Raw genomic sequence first — 14623 nt, 5'->3', positions numbered from 1 at the left:
TAGGAGTTCGGCTCAAGAGCAATCGATCGATTGCTCTTGTTCCTGTCCCATTAGCCCGCTAACGCATCAATCACCGTCTTGTTGTAGATAATTCGCCCTGGTGTCGTCCTGATGTATTGAGAAATCAAGCTGCCGTCTGCATCTTCCCGTCGCCGACAAGAAGCATAAACTTTAGTGACAATGCCATCGGACTCTTGTTGCTCGATCAATTCACCGTTGCCGCCTTCGACTTCTCCATCGAATCGCACCCAGATGTAAGAGTGCAGTTCAACTTCGTTTTGTTCATAGGCTGTGATTGCATCGTTCAGATTCGCAAAGTAGCGTCCTTCGCCGTTTGTGGCTTCTGGATTTTCTGCGGTTAGGTAGTAGCAGCCCAAGACCATATCTTGGCTTGGAGTGATGATCGGACGACCCGTTGCAGGCGAAAGAATGTTATTCGATGCCAGCATTAATAATCGCGCTTCGGCTTGAGCTTCGAGCGACAGGGGAACGTGAACTGCCATTTGGTCTCCGTCAAAGTCTGCGTTAAACGCCGGACAAACGAGCGGGTGCAGTTGAATCGCACGACCATCTACCAAAATCGGTTCAAAGGCCTGAATCCCTAAGCGGTGCAGCGTCGGGGCGCGGTTGAGGAATACAGGGTGTCCTTCGATTACCTCTTCGAGCACGTCCCAGATGGTCGGATCATTGCGCTGAATTAGTTTCTTCGCGGCTTTGATATTATTCACTAAGCCTTGACGAATCAAACGGTGAATCACGAACGGCTGGAAGAGCTCGATCGCCATTTCTCGCGGCAGTCCGCACTGATGGATCTTCAGCTTCGGGCCGACAACGATCACAGAACGTCCAGAGTAATCGACCCGCTTACCCAGGAGGTTTTGACGGAATCGACCTTGCTTCCCTTCAATAATGTCAGAAAGCGATTTCAACGGACGGTTGTTCGCACCGACGACCGTTCGACCGCGACGACCGTTATCAATCAAGGCATCGACCGCTTCTTGCAGCATCCGCTTTTCATTTCGCACAATGATTTCCGGTGCGAGAATTTCTTGCAGGCGGGCGAGACGGTTATTGCGGTTGATCACGCGACGATATAGATCATTCAAGTCAGAAGTCGCAAATCGTCCACCATCCAACTGCACCATCGGACGCAAATCTGGCGGAATCACAGGAATAACATCCAACACCATCCAATCCGGTAGTGAACCTGTGGCGATGAAGTTATCCAACACCCGCAGACGTTTGATCAGCTTGGCGCGTTTTTGTCCTTTAGAAACCGCAATTTCTTCGCGCAGCCTCTCGGCTTCTTCATCTAGATTAATGTCTTGTAAAAGCTGCTTCAATGCTTCCGCACCGATGCCCACTTCTACGCCTGTCAGCTGCGAGTCTTCGCTGTAGAGTTCGTCTTCGATTTCAATCCACTGATCTTCTGTGAGCAATTGCTTGTAGGTCAGATTCTCAGCGTTTCCAGGATTGAGAACGACATAAGCGTTGAAGTAAACAATTTGCTCGACATCCCGCAATGGCATATCGAGTAAGATTGCCATGTAGCTCGGAATCCCTTTGAGATACCAAACGTGGGCTACCGGAGCCGCGAGTTTGATGTATCCCATGCGGTGACGGCGCACTCGCGATTCGGTCACTTCCACGCCGCAGCGTTCACACACAATTCCCCGGTGACGTACCCGCTTGTACTTGCCGCAGTGGCATTCCCAATCCTTTGCAGGTCCAAAAATCCGCTCGCAAAACAAGCCATCCATTTCCGGCTTGAGGGTGCGGTAGTTAATCGTTTCTGGCTTGGTGACTTCTCCAACGACTTGCCCATTCGGTAAAGTCCGCTCTCCCCATTGGCGAATGCGCTCCGGAGATGCCAGACCGATTTTTACATAGTCAAATCGCTGTTCTAGCTTTGGCATCGTGTTGTCCTTGAGTGTAGAGAAAGAAGGATGAGCGATGAACTTGAAAGCGGTTCATCGCTCTGGCTTAAATTTAGTCTTCGTCGTCTTCGAGCGATTCGCGCGAAATCGATTCGTAGGTCGGACGAGACGGAGCGCGACGGCTGTTTACATCCGCCATCAAGTCGACTTCCATATCGCGGCTGCTGCCATCGTCTTTGGTTTCGACTTTGTGAACGGCGACATCCAGACAAAGCGACTGCAACTCGCGCATCAACACCTTGAATGATTCGGGTGTTCCCGGTCGCGGAATCGCTTTGCCTTTGACGATCGCGTTCAGCGCTTCATTTCGTCCCTGCATATCGTCGGATTTCACAGTCAGCAATTCTTGCAGGGTGTAAGCGGCTCCGAATGCTTCGAGCGCCCACACTTCCATTTCTCCGAATCGCTGTCCGCCTTGCTGTGCTTTTCCACCCAGCGGTTGCTGAGTGACGAGCGAGTAAGGGCCGGTCGATCGTGCGTGGATCTTGTCGTCTACCAAGTGAACCAGCTTCAGCATGTAGGCTTTACCGATCGTGATCGGTCGATCGAAGGCTTCACCGGTGCGACCGTCGTAGACCTGAATCTTGCCCGGATCGTCTGGATTGTAGAGCCAGTAGCCATCGGCACTCGCTTTAATCCGCGTTTCTTGGGCTTCTTGCAGCTTGCCATGCACCGATTCACGCGATTTCTCGTCGCCGTGCATTTCATCGAATGGCACGATTTTGAATCGAGCATCCAAGCATTCCGCCGCCCAGCCTAAGAGACATTCGTACACCTGACCGACGTTCATCCGGCTCGGTACACCCAGCGGGTTCAAGACGATGTCAACCGGAGTGCCATCGGGGAGATAGGGCATATCTTCGATCGGTAGAATCCGCGAGATAATTCCTTTGTTTCCGTGTCGTCCCGCCATCTTGTCGCCGACTTGGATCTTCCGTTTCTGAGCGACATACACCCGGACAACCATATTTGCACCCGGAGGAAGTTCGTCGCCTTGTTCGCGAGTGAATACCCGCACGTCAACGATCCGACCTTTCTCACCGTTCGGAACACGCAGCGAGTTATCGCGCACATCCCGCGCCTTTTCACCGAAAATCGCTCTCAAGAGTTTTTCTTCGGGTGGCTGATCTGATTCGCCTTTCGGCGTGACTTTACCGACGAGAATATCGCCCGCTTCGACATATGCACCGATGCGGATAATGCCGTTTTCATCCAACTGGCGCAGGGAATCTTCCCCAACGTTCGGGATTTCGCGAGTGATTTCTTCAGGCCCTAGCTTGGTCTGACGCGCTTCGATCTCGTATTTCTCAATGTGGATCGAGGTGTAAACGTCGTCGTATACCAGACGTTCGCTGATTAGAATCGCGTCCTCGTAGTTGTAGCCTTCCCATGGCATATACGCCACGAGAATATTCTGACCGAGTGCCAATTCGCCGCGCTCTGTTGCAGAACCATCCGCAAGGATTTCACCTGCGACCACCTTATCGCCGACAAAGACGATCGGACGCTGGTTCAAACAGGTATCTTGGTTCGATCGCTGATATTTCTGAACCTGGTATTCGATCTCTTTGTTGGTTTGTGCGTCTCGCACTTTGATCGAGTTCGCATCCACGTAGCTCACTTCACCATCGGTCCGGCTGACGATTACCATCCCAGAGTCACGCGCTGCTTGTGCTTCGAGTCCAGTTCCAACTAAAGGACGCTCTGGACGCAAGAGCGGCACAGCTTGACGCTGCATGTTTGATCCCATCAGTGCTCGGTTCGCGTCATCGTGTTCGAGGAACGGAATCAGCGAAGTCGCAACCGAAATAATCTGCACCGGAGAAACGGCGACATAATCGACTTCTTCAGGCGTTGCGGTCGTAAAGTCCTGACGGTAGCGAACGGCGATCGATTCCCCGATGATGTTGTTGTCGTCATCGGTGTTGATGTCACCCGCTGCCACCCGCAAATCGTCTTCTTCGTCTGCGGTCATGTAGATCGCAGGCAAGTCTTTCCGAACGCGACCGTTTTCGACTTTATAGTAAGGGGTCGCGATAAATCCATATGGATTGACGCGGGCGTGAGTCGCTAGTGATCCAATCAAACCAGCATTCGGGCCTTCAGGAGTTTCGATCGGACAAATCCGCCCGTAGTGCGAGGGATGAATGTCACGAACCGCAAACCCTGCCCGTTCACGAGTTAAACCACCGGGGCCTAAGGCACTGATCCGGCGCTTGTGGGTCAACTCAGCCAATGGATTGGTTTGATCCATGAACTGCGACAACTGCGATGAACCGAAGAATTCCTTGATCGCCGCCACCAACGGTTTCGGGTTAACAAGCGATGCCGGAGTCAGTGAATCCGCATCAGAAACCGTCATCCGTTCCCGAATGATTCTTTCTAAACGGTTCAAGCCAACGCGGACTTGGTTTTGCAGCAGTTCACCCACAGAACGAACGCGACGATTACCCAAGTGATCAATATCGTCGATCATGCCGATATCAAACTCAAGGTTAATCAGATAGTCGATCGCGCTCAAAATATCCTGCGGAGTCAGAACGCGAGTCGTTTCCGGGACGTTGAGGCGAAGCTTCTTGTTCAGCTTGTAGCGTCCGACTTTGCCCAAGTCGTAGCGTTTTGGATCAAAGAATCGAGACTCTAAAAGCTGTGCCCCACCTGAAACCGTCGGAGGTTCACCCGGACGTAATTTCCGGTAAAGCTCCATCAGCGCTTCTTCTTCGCCGTACTGACCTTCTTTTTCGATCGTTTTCTGGAAATACTCCGGATGGCGCAACGAATCAAAAATCTCGTTATCGCTTAGACCCAATGCTTTTAATAGCACTTGAGCCGACAGCTTCCGAGTTTTATCAATCCGTACCCAAACCAGGTCATTCTTGTCGGTTTCAAATTTCAGCCAAGCACCTCGGTTCGGAATCAAACTCGCGTTGTAAGTCCGACGACCGTTCTTATCAGTTTCTGATTTGTAGTACACGCCAGGGCTACGAACGATCTGATTCACAATCACTCGTTCTGCGCCGTTGATAATGAACGTCCCTCGATCGGTCATCAGCGGCAGGTCACCGATAAACACTTCCTGCTCTTTGATTTCCCCAGTCTCTTTGTTGATGAGGCGCGTGGGGACATACATCTGAACGGCGTAAGTGCTATCGCGACGTTTTGCTTCATCGACATCATACTTCGGACGCTTCAGCTTGAAGTTCTTCCCGATAAAATGAAGCTCTAACTTCCCGGTATAGTCAGTAATAGGCGAAAAACTATCGAGTTCTTCGATCAAGCCTTCTTCTAGGAACCAGCGGAAGCTTGCCCGCTGAATCTCAACCAAGTCCGGCAATACGAAAGCGGGGGTGGTGTAGGTAAGCTGCTCAGTCATGCGTCTCCTCTGAAGGGTCGCGAATTGATCGCGAATCCGAGATTTACGGTAATTGCAAAAATATGACAATGCAAAAAGTTTGGGTTTCTTAAGAATCCCAAAACAACGAGATATTTAATTGGTGGAACGGGGTAGTATCCAGTTGAGCCTCCAAAGTTTCCAAATGAAAATTGGAACGAAAAGATGAGCCGCGAAGCCTTTAGCTTTTGGGAATTTGCAAAGCACAGGACGCTCGAAACGTCAACTTCTCAGAACTGAGAGGTTGGGGAGTCAACAGGTCGATCAAAATTTTGCCTAGCAATTTTCGCACTCTTCTCATTATGACGCAAGTTTTTCATTTTGTGTCTTGACGATCTCGCGAATTTGTGTGATCTATTTTCGATTCAGATCACTGCCAGTTCAGGAACCGTTAAGCCAAAGAGTTGACAAGCGTTCTGAGTCGTTTGCGCGGCAAGCTGCTTGATCGACGTATCGCGTAAAGCGGCAACCTGACGAGCAACGTATTGAACGTAGGAAGGCTCATTTCGTCGCTCGCCGCGCTTGGGAACTGGAGCAAGAAACGGACAATCAGTTTCGATTAAGATGCGATCGCTTGGAACCATTTGAGCGGATGCGTGAATTTGCTTGGCGTTCTTAAACGTCACCGTTCCACTAAAGCTGATGTAGAACCCCAGATCGAGAAACCATTGCGTTTCCTCTGGAGTTCCGCCCCAGCAGTGCATCACACCCTTGACTTGTCCTTGTTCTTGCCAAAACTGCTGCACAACCTGCGCCATCGTTTCAGCCGCATCTCGACAGTGAATGATCACAGGCAAATCGAGCTGTTGCGCGATCGCAAGCTGCGCCCGAAACGCTTCGATCTGCTGGTCTCGATTCTCTGCCTTGAAAAAATCCAAGCCCATTTCGCCAATTGCCACAACTCGCTGATCGGACTGCGCTAAGGTCAGAATCTCTGAAGTCGAATCCGTTGACCACTTTTCCTCGACATCCAGCGGGTGAAGTCCCACTGCAAAGAATAATTCTGGAAAGCGATCGGCTAAGGCTCGAATTTGATCGAATTCTGACGGCTCCACGCAGGAATGAACGAGTCGAACGACACCCGCTTCACGCCAGCGCGACGCGATCGCATCCAAATCCGGCTTGAATGCGTCGAAATTGATATGCACATGAGTATCGATCAGCTGCATTCTTTGTAAAAGTGCAAACTATGAAGCTGCTACGGTTTGCTTTTGCAGGGCGCGACCGAGACGAGCTTTGCGACGAGCGCCAGTATTGCGGTGCAAAACGCCCCGCTTTACAGCCTTGTCGATCTTGCTGTAAGCCGCAGACATTGCTTCGTCAACTGCTTGCTTTGCTTCATCTGACGGATTTGCCGCAAGCTGATCCACAGCCGTAAAGTACTTCTTCATCAGCGTTTTGATCGCTGACTTATAGGATTTATTTCGCAGACGGTTGCGTTCTGCGGTCTGAACGCGCTTCTTAGCAGATTTGATATTTGCCACGGTGAGTCTTGGAGAGCTTCTAGAATGGACAGAAAAATAGTCAGATAAAATACTATAGCATCGTTGACCAACGATCGTGTCTGAATCTCTAAAATCCAGGTTAAGCTAGATAAAAAGACATAGAAGCTCCCCATTTTGGGCGCGAGATCGTTAGAATCATTCAAACCCTGCATTTCTCTCGGACGGGTTCTTTCACGACTGACATAACTCCATGCTGCGAATTATTACTCAGTGGGCTGAGGCAAGATCTGAACTGCGACGCATTTGCGATCGTACTCATGACGAGCAAGTTGTACATAAAGAAGCGACAGTCCGGGAGGTACTGCAAGCTGTAAAACGCCAAGGCGATCGCGCCTTACTCGCGTACACCCTAGAGTTTGATCAACAAGACTTAAAGCCTGAAGAACTCAAAGTGAGTGCGCGTGAGCTTGAAGCTGCGTACCACCAAGTTTCAGGAGAACTGCTCGACGCGATCCGGTTAGCTCGTCAGCAAATTGAAGCCTTTCATCGTCAGCGCGTCCCAAAAAGCTGGGTGCATTTTGGCGAAGATGAGATTGTGCTGGGGAAACGGTATACTCCGGTCGATCGTGCGGGCTTGTACGTTCCGGGTGGCAAGGCTTGCTATCCGAGTACGGTGCTGATGAATGCGGTTCCGGCGATCGTCGCTCAGGTGCCGCGCGTCGTGATGGTGACACCGCCCGGAAAAGATAAAGCAATTAGTCCAGCCGTTCTCGTGGCGGCTCAGGAAGCGGGTGTGACCGAAATTTATCGAGTTGGGGGAGCGCAAGCGATCGGGGCATTAGCGTATGGAACAGAAACTGTTCCAAAGGTTGATGTGATTACCGGGCCGGGTAACATTTACGTGACGCTGGCGAAAAAGCTCGTTTACGGCACGGTCGGAATTGATTCGCTGGCAGGGCCTTCAGAAGTGCTGGTGATTGCCGATCACACGGCAAACCCGACTCACGTTGCCGCTGATATGCTGGCACAAGCCGAACACGATGCGATGGCAGCCTCAATTCTGATTACGACCGATTCGATTTTGGCTCGTAAGGTTGTGGATGAAGTGGAACAGCAGTTGATCGATCATCCGCGTCGGATTTTGACGGAAAAGGCGATCGCTCATTACGGCATCGTCATCGTCGTGGATTCTCTAGCCGCCGCCGCAGAATTGTCAAACGAGTTTGCTCCAGAGCATTTAGAACTCGAAGTGGCTGAACCTTGGGAATTGCTGCAAAACATTCGACACGCAGGCGCGATTTTCTTAGGCGATTCAACGCCTGAAGCGGTTGGTGATTATTTAGCTGGGCCGAATCATACCCTGCCGACTTCTGGATCGGCTCGATATGCGTCACCGCTGGGTGTAGAAACCTTTTTGAAGCACTCCAGCTTGATCCAATATTCACCGATCGCACTTCAGAAAGTTGCGAGTGCGGTAGACAGCCTGGCGACCGCAGAAGGGTTGCATTCTCACGCGAATTCTGTGCGAGTTCGGATGAAAGATCTAAAAGGCGAGGCGTAAGCTTTTAAGATGTCTCTGTCCGGAACAAGAAGCTTGATCTAAGCTGAAAGTAGTTTTTAGATTTGGCAGGAGGAACGATGTTTTCGCCACAATTGTCTCCGGATGCCATCTTATTTGACGATCGCGCTGATGCAGGTCGCCAACTCGCTCAATTAGTTCTGAAGGAAGCCCAATCTCTCGATGCCTCTTACATCGTTTATGCGCTGCCGCGTGGAGGAGTCGGAATTGGAGCTGCGATCGCCGAAGCGCTTCACTGTCCGCTTGATATTCTAGTGGCTAAGAAAGTTACTCGTCCTCAAGATCCAGAACTGGCGATCGGAGCCGTGACTGCCGACGGGCAGGTTTTGCGATCGCTCAATGTCAGGCTTTCAGGTTGGCAAGAGGCGCTAGAACGTGCCCAAACTAAAGCGAAAGAACAACTGGAGCAATTTCGAGATCGTCCGGATGTGACAGCATCCGGTAAAATTGCCATTCTCGTTGACGATGGAATTGCGACAGGTATGACGATTTCAGTAGCGGCGAAAGCCCTGCGCGAACAGCAACCGCAAGAAATTTGGATTTGTGCACCTGTTGCCCCCGCCGAATTAATTAAACGATTATATGAGTATGGCGATCGCGTCTTAGTGCTGGCGACTCCGGAGCCTTTCTTCAGCGTGAGTCGATTTTATCGATCGTTCCCGCAAGTGGAACTCGAAAGCGCGATCGCGGACTTGAAAAAAACTTTGCAAACCTGATAAAGGTAGAAGGATGACAAGTTTCTTGGCGCGGGGAAGGGTTATGCGGCAGTGGCGGAGTTTTTGGCACACGATCGAGTTTATGAGCCAGGAGAATCCTCCCCAGTTGATTGAGACGCTCATGTTAGCGCTGTCGATGGCGCTGTTTAGTGTCTGGATGATACAGGCGGAGTCGGCGCAGTCGGCATCGGCGTACTTACTGCTGGGCTTGGTGCTGACAGTCGGAGCTTGTGCGTCGATTTTGGTGCGTGAAGCGTTGATTCCAGCGATTCGTCCGCGCCCAACTCAGGTTATGGCAACGCTGTTGCTGTTGATCAGCCTTTACGGGTTTGCCGATTTTCTGAGAATTTCGCGGTAGGCAGCGATCGTCTGTTGAGCGATCGCGTTCCAACTGTAATAAGTTTGAGCATGATTCTGAGCGTTCTTGCCGCGTCGCAGTTGTTCGGCGCGATCGTGCAGGGCTGCTTTTAGCGTTTGAGTTAGGCTCTCGACATCGCAAGTACAAATCCAGCCGGATTGAGATCGCTCGATTTCTTGCCAGATGTGGACTTGATCGGAGATGACAACCGGAGTTCCGACGCTCATCGCTTCTGCAACTGCGATTCCAAAGTTTTCGTAGTATGAAGGCAAGACAAATAGATCAGCAGCTTTGAGTAAAGCGGTTTTTTCGGCTCCGGTGACGAAGCCGACGATCGAGGTTTTGTCTTTAAGTCGGGAAGTTTGGATGCGATCGCGAATGGCTGCTTCGTAGCTTGGATCTTGAGGATTTCCACCCGCAAGAACGAAATGAAAGTTTTGATCCAGTTGCTCAAGGGCGGGGATCAGCAGATCTAAGCCTTTTTTTGGATCGATGCGTGACATGAAAAGCAGAATCGGTCGATCGTCAGGAATTCTATACTTCTCATGAATTGAACTCGATTCAGAAGGCGGCAAGCTGACACCGAGCGGAATCACTAAATCACGAGTCACTGTATTAAATCGCTCTGAGGTTTTGGCTTCTTGGTCGCTGGTGAAATGAACGGCAGCGGCTCCCGCGAGATTTGGACGTTCAAGTGCCGCAGCGTAGAGGCGTTTGAGGTATCGTTTCTTTCGAAGGTCAGCAGGATCGAGTGTTCCAAGTGGGCGAAGAATGTAAGGGAGTTGGCGCGATCGAGCAATTGCCGCAGAACAAGAACTGACCGGAGAAAAGAGCGCGTGAATATGGGCTAAATCGTAGTTTTGAGCGTTGTTTGCAAGCCAATGAAGAAGGTCGATCGAGAATTTGTAGCGGCGAAACGGGGAGCAGCGAAAGTAGCGAATTTCACAGCCGTTTTGAGCAATTGGAATACCGAGAGGAACATCGAGCGGGGCTTGTCCGACATCGCCGTTTGAGTTGGTGGTAGCGATCGTCACTTCGACTCCTGCTTCTGCTAACGCGCTTGATAGCCCCAATATCATTTGACTAGGGCCGCCATAGATTAGCGAGATGGATGGAATGATTTGTAAGATTTTCATTATTTTAGAGCGATCGATAAAATTCCAGTAATTCCTTCGCCAACGCCCGATTTGTATATTTCGCAATCACACGCTCATACCCACGCTGCCCTAATTCTTCCGCAAAACTTCGGTTATCCATCAATTGCGCGAGTCGATCGCTTAACTCTCCTACGTTTCCTTCTGGAAATACCAATCCCGCTCGATCAATGACGTTCGGAATTTCACCGGAATCTGATCCAATCACCGGAACCTGACACGCCATCGCTTCGATTAACACATGACCAAATTGTTCTTTCCATCCAACCGAAGTTAGTGTCTTAAATTGGTAAGTTGTTTCGGACGGTAAGACCAAAGTATTCATCAAATTGATGTAGCGGTAAACTTCAGCATGAGGCACACTTTCGATCCAAATTAAGCGCTTGCTAAACCCCAAACTTTTCGCCTGCTGCTGGACTTCTGCTTTTAGTTCGCCGCGTCCTAGTAGAAGTAATTTCCAAGTGCGATCGCGCAAATTATCCAATGCTTTGATCAGCGTGAGAATTCCTTTTTCGGGTACGAATCGTCCTGCAAATCCAATTACAAAATCACCTGAATTAATTCCTAGTTGTGTCGCAAGTTTCGGTTGGGGTTGCGGACAAAACAAAGAATCATCTACACCTAATTGCGGCATAATTTGAAGCTTGCCTTGATAACCACGATCGCGCAAAATTTCCGCTCCAGCCTGATTTCCAGCAATGATTCCGTTCGTGTGTTTCAAGTTATATGCTTCGAGGAGTGAAATCGGAAACTTCAGCTCATACGGCAAATTCCACCAGGTGAAAAAGAGATTTTTTGCCTTCAGTCTAAGTAGATGATTTAGTGTAATCAATTGAGCATAAGCCAGTGATTTCGAGCCTTGCTCAACTTGAATGATGTCGGGACGAAACTCTTTAAGTAAAGAGATTAGATCGGCTCCAAAGGTTAGTAATCCTTGATTGTTTTGGCTGAAGTTAGAAATAGGAACGACTCGAAATGAGCCTTCTTCTTGATAGCGCGTCTCGATCGTATCTTTCATCACGCCGCCCGGTTTCCATCGCTTCGGCACAACGATCGTCACTTCAATTCCCGGTTCTAACTTCGCTAGAGTGCGGAATTTTTCGCAGTTCAAATCAACAATGTACGAATGGCTTGCAACGAGAATCTTCATGGTCTTACCTCATCTTGTTGCGTATAGATTTGTCCCTTGTTCCAAAGGGAACGAATGACAGTGACGATCGCGCTCATAAATCCAGCTAAATAAAAGCCAAGTCGCATCAAAATTTTGATTGGAGAACCGCTTTTATGGCAGGGTGGACGACCTAAAACGTGGCAATCAAACAGCCGTAAAAAGAATCTCGTGGCTTGTGAAATGCTTAGATTGTTCAAACCCATCAAAAAGTGATTGTGATAAAAAGTCATCTGATATTTCAGCGATTTCGTGCTGATATCGTGACAGCCCCCCGTTTCCTCGCCTAAATGCACCAGTGATGCTTCAGGGTCATACCAAATCATCAATCCCGTCTTACGAAGTCTGAGGCAAAAATCGGATTCTTCTCGAACGGCACTTCCCCGAAATCGTTCATCAAACCAAATTCCATGCTGCTGGAAAATCTCGCGCCGATAAGACATATTGCAACCTCGCGCACTCAGCACGCGCTGCGGCTTCACCGTATGCACCAGATTCAAGTGATACCAAGCAATTCCTGGATCATGCGCCTCCGGTGGCAGGTCTTGAATCTCTAACCCTGGTGCAAAATCGGCTAGCTTCATTCGATCGAACACCCGTCCCGCAACGGCTCCAACCTCTGATCGCTGATAATTCTTCGCGTGTGCCGTCAAATAGCTCGGTTCTAGCTGCACATCATCATCGATAAACACGAGAATTTCCCCGCTCGATCGCCGGACTGCATAGTTTCTTGCTCCCGGCAAACTCGCCCAATTCAGGCGAAACCAGCGAATCTTGCCGACCTGCGCCAACTCTTCTAGAAACTGCTGCGTATCCGGTTCATGCACAGGCGTTTGATCGACCACTAACACCTCGTAATGAGGGTAATCCTGCTTTAGAACATCGATCAGGGTTTCTCGTAGTGGTTCTTCACGCCCATAGGTTGGGATGATGACTGAGATAAGAGGCTGAGTCATAATGCCAGAGGAAACATCGCCGTTAGTGTTCCCAGGGGGTTAGACTTTAGACCTCAGACGGAAGTGGAATTTCAATAAAAAACTTTGTTCCTGCTTGGGTTGAAGTGTAATAAAGCTTGCCGTGATGGTACTTGGTGACAATTTGATGACTAATCGAAAGTCCTAACCCTTTGCCTTGACCGATCGGCTTTGTGGTGAAAAAGGGATCAAATATCTTTGCTTGAATCTCTGATTCAATTCCGTCACCATTATCTGAAATCGAAATTTTCACCCACTTTTCATTATTTTCATTAATGAGTTTTGTCTCGATCCGAATAACTGGACGCTGCGGTTTTGCTTGCTCTATTGCCTCGATCGCATTTGATAAAATACTGTAAAATACCTGATTCAATTGACTCGGACAGCACTCAACTTTCGGCAGATCACCATACTCTCTAATTAATTGGATCTCTGTGTAACGCAGTGTCTTATGTAAGCGATGTCGTAATAACGAAATTGTGCTCTCAAGATTGGAATGTAGCTCGATCGTTTTACGTTCTGACTCATCCAGGTGAGAAAAGGTTTTTAGCCCTGTGACCACTTCTTCAATTCGTAGAGTTCCAAGCTCGATCGAACGCAGAATTTTTGGCAAATCATCGGCGATAAATGTCAAATCAAGTTCCTCAACCTCAGCTTGAATCTCAGCCGGAAGATAAGAAACGTTTTGTTGAAATAGCCCAATTAACTTCAATAACTCCTGAGAATATTGCTCAATATGAAATAGATTTCCTTTAATAAAGTTGTTTGGATTATTAATTTCATGAGCAACGCCTGCAACCAGTTGCCCCAAACTAGATAGTTTTTCGGTTTGTATAAAGTGCTGAGTTTGCTGCTGAATAAGATGCTGCGCTTGATGGAGTTGATTCAAGGCTTCTGTTAAATCTTGATTCTTCTTGTGAAGTGCTGATTCTGCGACTCGCCGATCGTGCAAATACGATCGCAGCATTTGCAGCACAGCCAACCAGGTTGGCACTAAAAGCAAGATACTCGTTGCCATAATCACCAATGACCACATCAACGCAGTCTGGTAATTGTGAGAATAGAGTTGAAGCTGCTGCTGGATTCTGGCATCTCGTTGAGCCACTCCCGCCGCGTAAATCTTTTTCTGCGCTTTGTACTCTGCACTGGTTAGAAGCTGTAGCGCTTCCTGCTGCTGATTGTGCTGCACTAGCTGGAAAGACTTTAATTCCAACGCAATTAGAGCTTGATTTGCAGCATCGACTTGCTTTGCATCGTCGCTGGAATAAACATCAGGTACAAGATGGATGGACTCTTTAATCACCTCATCGAGTTGAGGAACGAATTCGTGATAACGGTTTTCCCAAGATCGATCGCCCGTTGCCGCATTCATTAAGGCAGACATAGTGAGCACTTCATCGAGATAGGTGGCTCGATCGTTCAAGTGTTGTAATCGCTGTTCCTGCTGCCGAATTCGACTAAGATCCCCATAAATCCGCCAATTCATCGCTACTTGCGGTGCAAATAATCCGATCGTTAACAGGACGGCAAGCACGATCGTATGCGAGGGCTGCTTGAGCAGTACCGGTTGCCACCGCTTTAGAAGTTGAGACTTGGGAAGATGTTCGAGCATTAAACAGAGGAAAGTGACAGTGAATACTCTGCAAACTTACCCGTTAGGTTTCCCGCAGGCCATCTTTAAGTTTGTAGAAAGAGATGAAGGTGATTTAATTCTTCTCGGCACTTGTTCAGAACAATGAATTGAGTGAAAGAGTGATGATTTTTGCCAGAATATCGCGATTTTTTAAAGGAAATGATGATGTTCCCTACAAAAATCGTGAGTTTTATTCAAAAACGCTGCCCGTTGTAGCGACAAGCGCGATGTTCATCAAAACGATCGCGCATTTTGTTAAAACAGACGC

11 protein-coding genes are annotated in these 14623 nt (G+C 49.1%); 3 read left to right on the top strand and 8 right to left on the bottom strand.

The window, feature by feature from the left end:
- Positions 1–50: 50 nt before the first annotated feature.
- From NC981_RS17415 to rpsT, 4 genes are all read right to left on the bottom strand, one after another.
- Positions 51–1916: a DNA-directed RNA polymerase subunit gamma gene (locus NC981_RS17415; RefSeq protein ID WP_348244107.1), complete on the bottom strand. Its 1866-nt coding sequence runs from the start codon at positions 1914–1916 to the stop codon at positions 51–53.
- Between the two features lie 73 nt (positions 1917–1989).
- The gene (rpoB, locus tag NC981_RS17410; protein WP_348244106.1) at positions 1990–5310 is read right to left on the bottom strand and encodes a DNA-directed RNA polymerase subunit beta; all 3321 of its coding nucleotides are present in this window, start codon (positions 5308–5310) and stop codon (positions 1990–1992) included.
- Between the two features lie 383 nt (positions 5311–5693).
- On the bottom strand, positions 5694–6497 hold the full coding sequence (locus tag NC981_RS17405) for a TatD family hydrolase (protein WP_348244105.1): 804 nt from the start codon (positions 6495–6497) through the stop codon (positions 5694–5696).
- Positions 6498–6515: 18 nt separating this feature from the next.
- A complete protein-coding gene (gene rpsT / locus NC981_RS17400) occupies positions 6516–6812 on the bottom strand; it encodes a 30S ribosomal protein S20 (protein ID WP_190379443.1) in 297 nt (98 codons plus the stop codon).
- Positions 6813–7023: 211 nt separating this feature from the next.
- Here rpsT and hisD point away from each other — a divergent pair, with 211 nt between their 5' ends.
- From hisD to NC981_RS17385, 3 genes are all read left to right on the top strand, one after another.
- Positions 7024–8334 (top strand): histidinol dehydrogenase, encoded by a 1311-nt coding sequence (hisD, locus tag NC981_RS17395; protein WP_190379444.1) that lies wholly within the window; start codon positions 7024–7026, stop codon positions 8332–8334.
- A gap of 77 nt (positions 8335–8411) precedes the next feature.
- Positions 8412–9068 carry a phosphoribosyltransferase family protein gene (locus tag NC981_RS17390; protein WP_348244104.1) on the top strand — a complete coding sequence of 219 codons (657 nt, stop codon included), beginning with the start codon at positions 8412–8414 and terminating at the stop codon, positions 9066–9068.
- 13 nt (positions 9069–9081) lie between these two features.
- On the top strand, positions 9082–9426 hold the full coding sequence (locus tag NC981_RS17385) for a hypothetical protein (protein ID WP_348244103.1): 345 nt from the start codon (positions 9082–9084) through the stop codon (positions 9424–9426).
- On the opposite strand, the gene hpsP is transcribed toward NC981_RS17385, so the two are convergent.
- The 4 genes from hpsP to NC981_RS17365 are packed head-to-tail and all read right to left on the bottom strand — an operon-like array spanning position 9390 to position 14334.
- On the bottom strand, positions 9390–10562 hold the full coding sequence (gene hpsP / locus NC981_RS17380) for a hormogonium polysaccharide biosynthesis glycosyltransferase HpsP (RefSeq protein WP_348244102.1): 1173 nt from the start codon (positions 10560–10562) through the stop codon (positions 9390–9392). The two genes, NC981_RS17385 and hpsP, sit on opposite strands and share 37 nt — an antisense overlap.
- 4 nt (positions 10563–10566) lie before the next feature.
- Positions 10567–11730: a hormogonium polysaccharide biosynthesis glycosyltransferase HpsO gene (gene hpsO, locus NC981_RS17375; protein ID WP_348244101.1), complete on the bottom strand. Its 1164-nt coding sequence runs from the start codon at positions 11728–11730 to the stop codon at positions 10567–10569.
- On the bottom strand, positions 11727–12704 hold the full coding sequence (gene hpsN, locus NC981_RS17370; RefSeq protein WP_348244100.1) for a hormogonium polysaccharide biosynthesis glycosyltransferase HpsN: 978 nt from the start codon (positions 12702–12704) through the stop codon (positions 11727–11729). Before hpsN ends, hpsO begins: the two co-directional genes overlap by 4 nt.
- A gap of 46 nt (positions 12705–12750) precedes the next feature.
- Complete coding sequence (locus tag NC981_RS17365; RefSeq protein WP_348244099.1) at positions 12751–14334, bottom strand: ATP-binding protein; 1584 nt, start codon at positions 14332–14334, stop codon at positions 12751–12753.
- Positions 14335–14623: the final 289 nt, after the last annotated feature.

The organism is Leptolyngbya sp. DQ-M1, assembly GCF_039962505.1.
Lineage (GTDB): Bacteria > Cyanobacteriota > Cyanobacteriia > Leptolyngbyales > Leptolyngbyaceae > Leptolyngbya.
This window is presented reverse-complemented; position numbering and strand designations above follow the sequence as displayed.

Bases quoted from the DNA above. Each gene is read 5' to 3' on its own strand.
- NC981_RS17405 (WP_348244105.1), bottom strand. From the start codon at position 6,497: ATGCAGCTGATCGATACTCATGTGCATATCAATTTCGACGCATTCAAG.
- NC981_RS17390 (WP_348244104.1), top strand. From the start codon at position 8,412: ATGTTTTCGCCACAATTGTCTCCGGATGCCATCTTATTTGACGATCGC.
- hpsP (WP_348244102.1), bottom strand. From the start codon at position 10,562: ATGAAAATCTTACAAATCATTCCATCCATCTCGCTAATCTATGGCGGC.
- NC981_RS17385 (WP_348244103.1), top strand. From the start codon at position 9,082: ATGACAAGTTTCTTGGCGCGGGGAAGGGTTATGCGGCAGTGGCGGAGT.
- hpsO (WP_348244101.1), bottom strand. From the start codon at position 11,730: ATGAAGATTCTCGTTGCAAGCCATTCGTACATTGTTGATTTGAACTGC.
- NC981_RS17415 (WP_348244107.1), bottom strand. From the start codon at position 1,916: ATGCCAAAGCTAGAACAGCGATTTGACTATGTAAAAATCGGTCTGGCA.
- NC981_RS17365 (WP_348244099.1), bottom strand. From the start codon at position 14,334: ATGCTCGAACATCTTCCCAAGTCTCAACTTCTAAAGCGGTGGCAACCG.
- hisD (WP_190379444.1), top strand. From the start codon at position 7,024: ATGCTGCGAATTATTACTCAGTGGGCTGAGGCAAGATCTGAACTGCGA.
- rpoB (WP_348244106.1), bottom strand. From the start codon at position 5,310: ATGACTGAGCAGCTTACCTACACCACCCCCGCTTTCGTATTGCCGGAC.
- hpsN (WP_348244100.1), bottom strand. From the start codon at position 12,704: ATGACTCAGCCTCTTATCTCAGTCATCATCCCAACCTATGGGCGTGAA.